General features: G+C 60.6%; 7 protein-coding genes and 1 pseudogene. 6 read left to right on the forward strand and 2 right to left on the reverse strand.

Features of this window, described 5'->3' with window-relative positions; genetic code table 11:
* The 3 genes and pseudogenes from ABJP42_RS00505 to ABJP42_RS00515 all read left to right on the forward strand — a co-directional run.
* Positions 1 to 415 (forward strand): phosphoribosylglycinamide synthetase C domain-containing protein (locus ABJP42_RS00505; RefSeq protein ID WP_348337917.1); only part of this gene is annotated, 415 nt, incomplete at its 5' end.
* A gap of 326 nt (positions 416 to 741) precedes the next feature.
* Positions 742 to 1,622, forward strand: a pseudogene (locus ABJP42_RS00510) (bestrophin family protein).
* A gap of 98 nt (positions 1,623 to 1,720) precedes the next feature.
* Positions 1,721 to 2,338 (forward strand): LuxR C-terminal-related transcriptional regulator, encoded by a 618-nt coding sequence (locus tag ABJP42_RS00515; protein WP_348337919.1) that lies wholly within the window; start codon positions 1,721 to 1,723, stop codon positions 2,336 to 2,338.
* A 152-nt stretch (positions 2,339 to 2,490) separates the two neighbouring features.
* Here the strand turns inward: ABJP42_RS00515 and ABJP42_RS00520 are convergent, their stop codons facing one another.
* Positions 2,491 to 3,321 carry an FG-GAP repeat domain-containing protein gene (locus ABJP42_RS00520; protein WP_348337920.1) on the reverse strand — a complete coding sequence of 277 codons (831 nt, stop codon included), beginning with the start codon at positions 3,319 to 3,321 and terminating at the stop codon, positions 2,491 to 2,493.
* Complete coding sequence (locus ABJP42_RS00525; protein WP_348337921.1) at positions 3,321 to 3,644, reverse strand: 2Fe-2S iron-sulfur cluster-binding protein; 324 nt, start codon at positions 3,642 to 3,644, stop codon at positions 3,321 to 3,323. The genes ABJP42_RS00520 and ABJP42_RS00525 overlap by 1 nt, the downstream gene beginning before the upstream one ends.
* Before the next feature lie 208 nt (positions 3,645 to 3,852).
* On the opposite strand from ABJP42_RS00525, the gene ABJP42_RS00530 reads away from it, so the two are divergent.
* The 3 genes from ABJP42_RS00530 to ABJP42_RS00540 form a co-directional block, all read left to right on the forward strand.
* Positions 3,853 to 4,266: an OB-fold nucleic acid binding domain-containing protein gene (locus ABJP42_RS00530; protein WP_348337922.1), complete on the forward strand. Its 414-nt coding sequence runs from the start codon at positions 3,853 to 3,855 to the stop codon at positions 4,264 to 4,266.
* 52 nt (positions 4,267 to 4,318) lie between these two features.
* Complete coding sequence (locus ABJP42_RS00535; RefSeq protein WP_348337923.1) at positions 4,319 to 4,837, forward strand: peptidoglycan-binding domain-containing protein; 519 nt, start codon at positions 4,319 to 4,321, stop codon at positions 4,835 to 4,837.
* A gap of 146 nt (positions 4,838 to 4,983) precedes the next feature.
* A partial coding sequence (locus ABJP42_RS00540; RefSeq protein WP_490363170.1) for a cyclic nucleotide-binding domain-containing protein occupies positions 4,984 to 5,212 on the forward strand: 229 nt, incomplete at its 3' end.

Consider the following 5,212-nt stretch of genomic DNA (forward strand, 5'->3'; position numbering starts at 1 on the left):
CGTGCGCTTTGGCGATCCGGAATGTCAGGTGCTGATGATGCGTCTTGGTGCCCAGGCGCTGGACCTGATGCAATCCGCCGCTGAAGGCCGCCTGTCGGAGGCCCAGGTGAACTGGGGTGATGATCACGCCATCACAGTGGTCATGGCCGCCAATGGCTATCCTGGTTCCTATGAGAAGGGCTCTGTGATCAAAGGGCTGGATGCCCTGCCTGAGGACAGTTCAAACATGGTGTTCCATGCGGGCACCACCGAACAGGACGGCAGCATAATCGCTACGGGGGGACGCGTTCTCAACGTCACCGCACGCGGCAGCAGCCTGCAAGAGGCCCGCGATCGCGCCTATGCGATGACTGATCAGATTGACTGGCCTGACGGATTCTTCCGCCGTGACATCAGCTGGCGGGCTCTGGACTGAGACATAGGTCAAAAGATCGATGAGACGTCGAAAGGTGGGGGCGCTGCCCCCGTCGCCTCTGGCGACTCCCCCGAGATATTTCTGGCCAAATGAAATTGTAGTGAACGCTCCTGTCTTCAGTTGGCCCCAAATATCCTGGGGGTGAGCGCCTAACGCGAGGGGGCAAAGCCCCCTAAACACGCCCTTTCATTGCTCCGTTTCCGCAGGACCAGACCCAATGGGGATGATCTGCCGGGTTTGATCCAAATCTCGCCGCCTTTGGCCGTAGCCTAGATCTGGGCCCGAATCTAATTTGATGCCAAAGCCAATTTGCGAAGAGGTCCAAAATGATTCTACGAGAAAAAACTGGCCCCTATGAGCTACTCTTTGCCATCCGGGGCTCGGTCTTACCCCGTATACTACCTCGCATCATTGGCGTGTCCCTCTTGGCCCTGCTCATTGTTTGGATCGACCGTGCTGTCACCCCGCTACCGCATATTAGCGCAGCCCCTTTTGCGGTCTTTGGCATCGCCCTGTCGCTGTTTCTCGGCTTTCGCAACAATGCAGCCTATGACCGCTGGTGGGAGGGGCGCCGCCTTTGGGGACAAATGATCGCGGATATGCGTTCTTTGGCCCGCGACTGTGTCCTGTTCATCCCAGAAGAGGCCACGCGGCAAGAGATCCTGCGCCTGGCCTTGGGTTTTTTGCACCTGCACCGTGCCAATCTACGCCGCATCAACGACATCAAGGTCGCACAGGATTGGGCGGGAGAGGACTTCTCGGAGGCACCGCATCCGCCCTGCGCCGCGCTCAGTGCTTTGACCCAGAGAGCCGCCTCTGGCGCAGTGGATGGTTTTGCCCGCAAGGCCCTGTCAGAGCGGCTCGGCTCCATCGCCCTGGCCCAGGCAGGCTGCGAACGACTGGCCACAACACCGCTACCCTATGTCTATTCGCTCTTGGTGTTTCGCACCACCTACCTCTATTGCCTGCTGATCCCCTTTGCTCTGTTGCAGGATGCGGGCTGGATGACGCCGATCTTTGTCGCCATCATTGCCTATGTTTTCTTTGGCCTGGCCGAGGTTACCGAAGAGCTGGCGATCCCTTTGGCGAGACCGTGAATGGCCTGCCGCTGGATGCCATGTGCCGCACAGTGGAGATTTCCCTGGCACCGCATCTGGGCCTTCCGGCACCGACACCACATGCCTTGCAGGGCTACTATCTGAGCTAGGCTCGCGGGACGCCACGTTTCTCGGCAGCAGGGTTCTGTCAAAGCTGTTTTCACTGGCCACGCTTAGGGCTACAGTCAGCCAAGCTCCTGGAGGGACAATGGAACAACAGCCCTGCTCTGATACGCTTGATCGGCTTTACGAGACCCGTGACCTGGCCAAACTGGCCTTTGATTTTGCCCCTGTTGGCATTGTGGTCACCGAAAACCGGGTGCTGCGGGAATGCAACCAGCGCTTTTGCCAGATGTTTGGTTATGAACGCGCCGAGCTACTGGATCAGCTTTTTGCCTTCCTCTACCCTTCGGAGGAAGAGTTCCAGAACCTGCGTACCCGCGGCGACAAGAGCCTGAGCCAGGGCAATCCCTATTGGGATGAACGGGTGATGCGACGCAAAACCGGTGAGCTGTTCTGGGTCCGGGTGCGTGGCCATACCTTTACGCCCAATGCGCCCCTGGGTCGGGCGGTCTGGAGCTTTGCTGATCTTTCCGGCCTGCGCCCCTATCTGCCACTGACCCGGCGCGAACGCGAAGTCTATTCCTTGCTCGGAGAAGGGCAGACCAGCAAGGAGATCGCCCGCTCGCTGAATCTCAGCTACCGCACAGTCGAAGTGCACCGCGCCCGGTTGTTGAAAAAGATGGGGGTGAACAATACCGCCAGCCTGTTTTCCTCCCTCGGCGATATCGGCGGCGACCATGTGGTGCGCAGCAACAGCCCCTGATCCGCCCTTTGCCAAGCTCCCTTAGGGGGCCAAGGGGGGGGAACTCCCGCGCGCTTAGGCATTCCAAGAATACTACCCCTTTGGGCCTGGCGCCGCGCCTTCGGCGCGTCGCGGTGGCAGCTGCCGCCCCCTACCCCAAAGGGTAGAACATATCACTGGCAGCTGAGCGCAGCCTCTAAACTCGCGGTTCCGGTGAAAGGCGCAATGACACGGATCTCGATCTGACCCGCAACAAGCCGAGCAGCAACCAGGCTCTGCCATTGGGCGTCTACTAGGACCAGCTCTGGACCAGAGCCGCAGCTCCGCAGACCCGAGGTGATAAAATCATCGCCAATCCGGTGATTGGTCAGGCCTGACCAAGCGGCAACTTCGCGAAGCTCACCACTCTGAAAGCGCCAGATGCGCAGGGTGCGGGCCAGATGCGGGCGATCCACATAGGCGATCTCCACATGGCCATCGCCATCCAGGTCCGCCGCCCCAATGGGAGCCAGCCAGCGATTGCGACGGCCTATATGGGGCGTCTCTGCAATCTTGCCTCCGGCGCCATAGAGCGCCAGCGCTGCCCCCCCCGCCATGTCAGTCTCGACAACCATCACCGCATTGGCACGACCATCTAGATTCAGATCCACCAGCCTCGGCTTCAGATCCTCAAAGACGTGATCCGCCGGCAGCCTTATTTCCAGCGCTCTGGGCACTTGGTCCTTGCCCCTATAGCTATAGGTAAGCCAGGCCCATTCCACCGCATCCCCCAGAACACCATGCGCATAGGCTGTTGTAGGTCGGGCAAATTCCGCTGAGAAGATTTCATCCGTCCAACCGGGGTTGCTCTGGCCGGTGCCATCAGCCCCCGAACCCGCGGCCATCAGCGGAGCAGAGGCCACGCAAGTCACCAGCCACAGGCACAAAGCTTGCCCGGCGCGGCGCGCAGAACCGGGCCAGGGGCGAAACATCAGACGCCGCGCCATGGCCCCGGATGTTCTCATCAGATCTGTTTTTCGGGCATCTGCACGACCAGCCCATCCAGGGCGTCGCTGACCTTGACCTGGCAGGTCAGGCGCGAGCGGGCAGGATCCGGCTCAAAGGCGAAATCCAACATGTCTTCTTCCATGTCATCCTTGGCCGGGAGCTTTTCGACCCAGTCCGGGTGGATATACACATGGCAGGTGGAACAGGCACAGGCGCCGCCACAATCTGCTTCGATCCCCGGAACATTGTTGTCGCGGGCGCCTTCCATCACGGTCAGGCCATTGGCTACTTCCACAACATGCTCGGTGCCGTTGTGTTCGACATAGGTAATCTTTGCCATCGTCTGCTATTTCCCTTCTCGATCCTTGCAGAATATGTAGCCAAGCCCTGCCCCCGGCACCAGCCCCATTTGCCACCAGAAAGGTCGCGACTGGACGTCTTGCACAAATGTTCTATATTTGTTCCGGTTCATTATTTGAGATGCGCCAGTTGCGCATAAATCAGCCCGAATCCCTGCAATAAAGGCCCCTCCCCTCTTGGCACAGTTCTTGGCACAACCTCACTCCAGGGCGTCTCAGCCCGGCAGATCCTGGCCCCGCCCCCCTGGCTGCCTCACTGCAGCGCAACAACATATCCCGCCTGAAAACGCCCGCGTCCGCACCGCCGGCCTGGTGATCCTGCGGCAACGCCCCGGCACTGCCAAGGGCGTGATCTTTGTCACGCTTGAGGATGAAACCGGCACGGTGAACGTTATCGTCTGGCGCAAAACCTATGAACGCTTTCGCCGCGCGGTGATTTCCGGACGGCTGCTGCGCGTCACCGGCAGGCTGCAACGGGCCCATTCTGTCACCCATATCATTGCCGAGGAGGTCGAAGATATCTCCCCCATGCTCGATCTTTTGCTCACCGAACAGGGGCGCGAAGGCGATCCTGCCTTTGCGCCCTCACAAGATCTGGTCTAGTCTCGCGCCAAACGGCGAAGAAATCGCCCCGAGGGATCGAGCACCAGCAGGTATGACCAGACCACCGACCTTTTTTGTTGCGGCCCTGTCGCTGGCGGCTCTGCTCAGCCTCGGCGCCTGCGTTCCGACAGATCCCAATGCGCCCGCGTCCCAGGTCCCGCCCGAGGCGCCCCCCGGAGCCCCCCTCGGCACCTGCTGGCACCGCAACACCAGCCCTGCCGTGATTGAAACCGTCACCGATCAGGTGATGGTGAAACCGGCCGAGCGCGACGCCAGCGGCGCAGTCACCCGTCCAGCCGTGTTCCGCACCGTGACCCGGCAGGACATCGTGCAGCCCCGACGCGATACCTGGATCGAAACCCCCTGCCAGGCGCAGATCACCCCTGAATTCATCGCCTCGCTGCAACGTGCCCTGGAGGCCCGCGGCTATTATCGCGGCACGCCCACCGGGCGGATGGATCGCTCCACCAAATCGGCCCTGCGCCGCTACCAGAAAGAGGCCGGCCTCGACAGCAACACCCTGTCGCTGGACACCGCAAGGCGCCTTGGTCTGATCGCCATCGCCCAGTAACGCAATAGGATCTGCCAACTGCAGGCAAGGCAGTAGCACATAGGCTGAGGTTTCCCAAACCGGGCTGCTCTGCTAGAACCGCTCTAACAAAGGCTGCCCCTTGTCGGCCTTGCTGGCCTGCCAGCCCCTTCCAATGGCGCAAAGTGATGGAGACCCAAGACATCATGCGAAACGACCGCCTGCCAGAAACCGGCTTTTTGTCTGCCGCCTCAACGCCCCTGCGCGACATGCTGGAAAGCCAGGCAAGCGAAGTGCGCCTGTCAAACGGAGAGGTGTTGTTTGAGCAGGGAGATACCGGGGATGCCTTTTATGCCATCATCGAGGGCGCGCTTGAATTCTCCATCCTCTCGGCGGCCGGGCGCAAACTCTCGCTGG

The sequence above is a fragment of the Pseudophaeobacter sp. genome (genome assembly GCF_039971195.1).
Classification (GTDB): domain Bacteria; phylum Pseudomonadota; class Alphaproteobacteria; order Rhodobacterales; family Rhodobacteraceae; genus Pseudophaeobacter.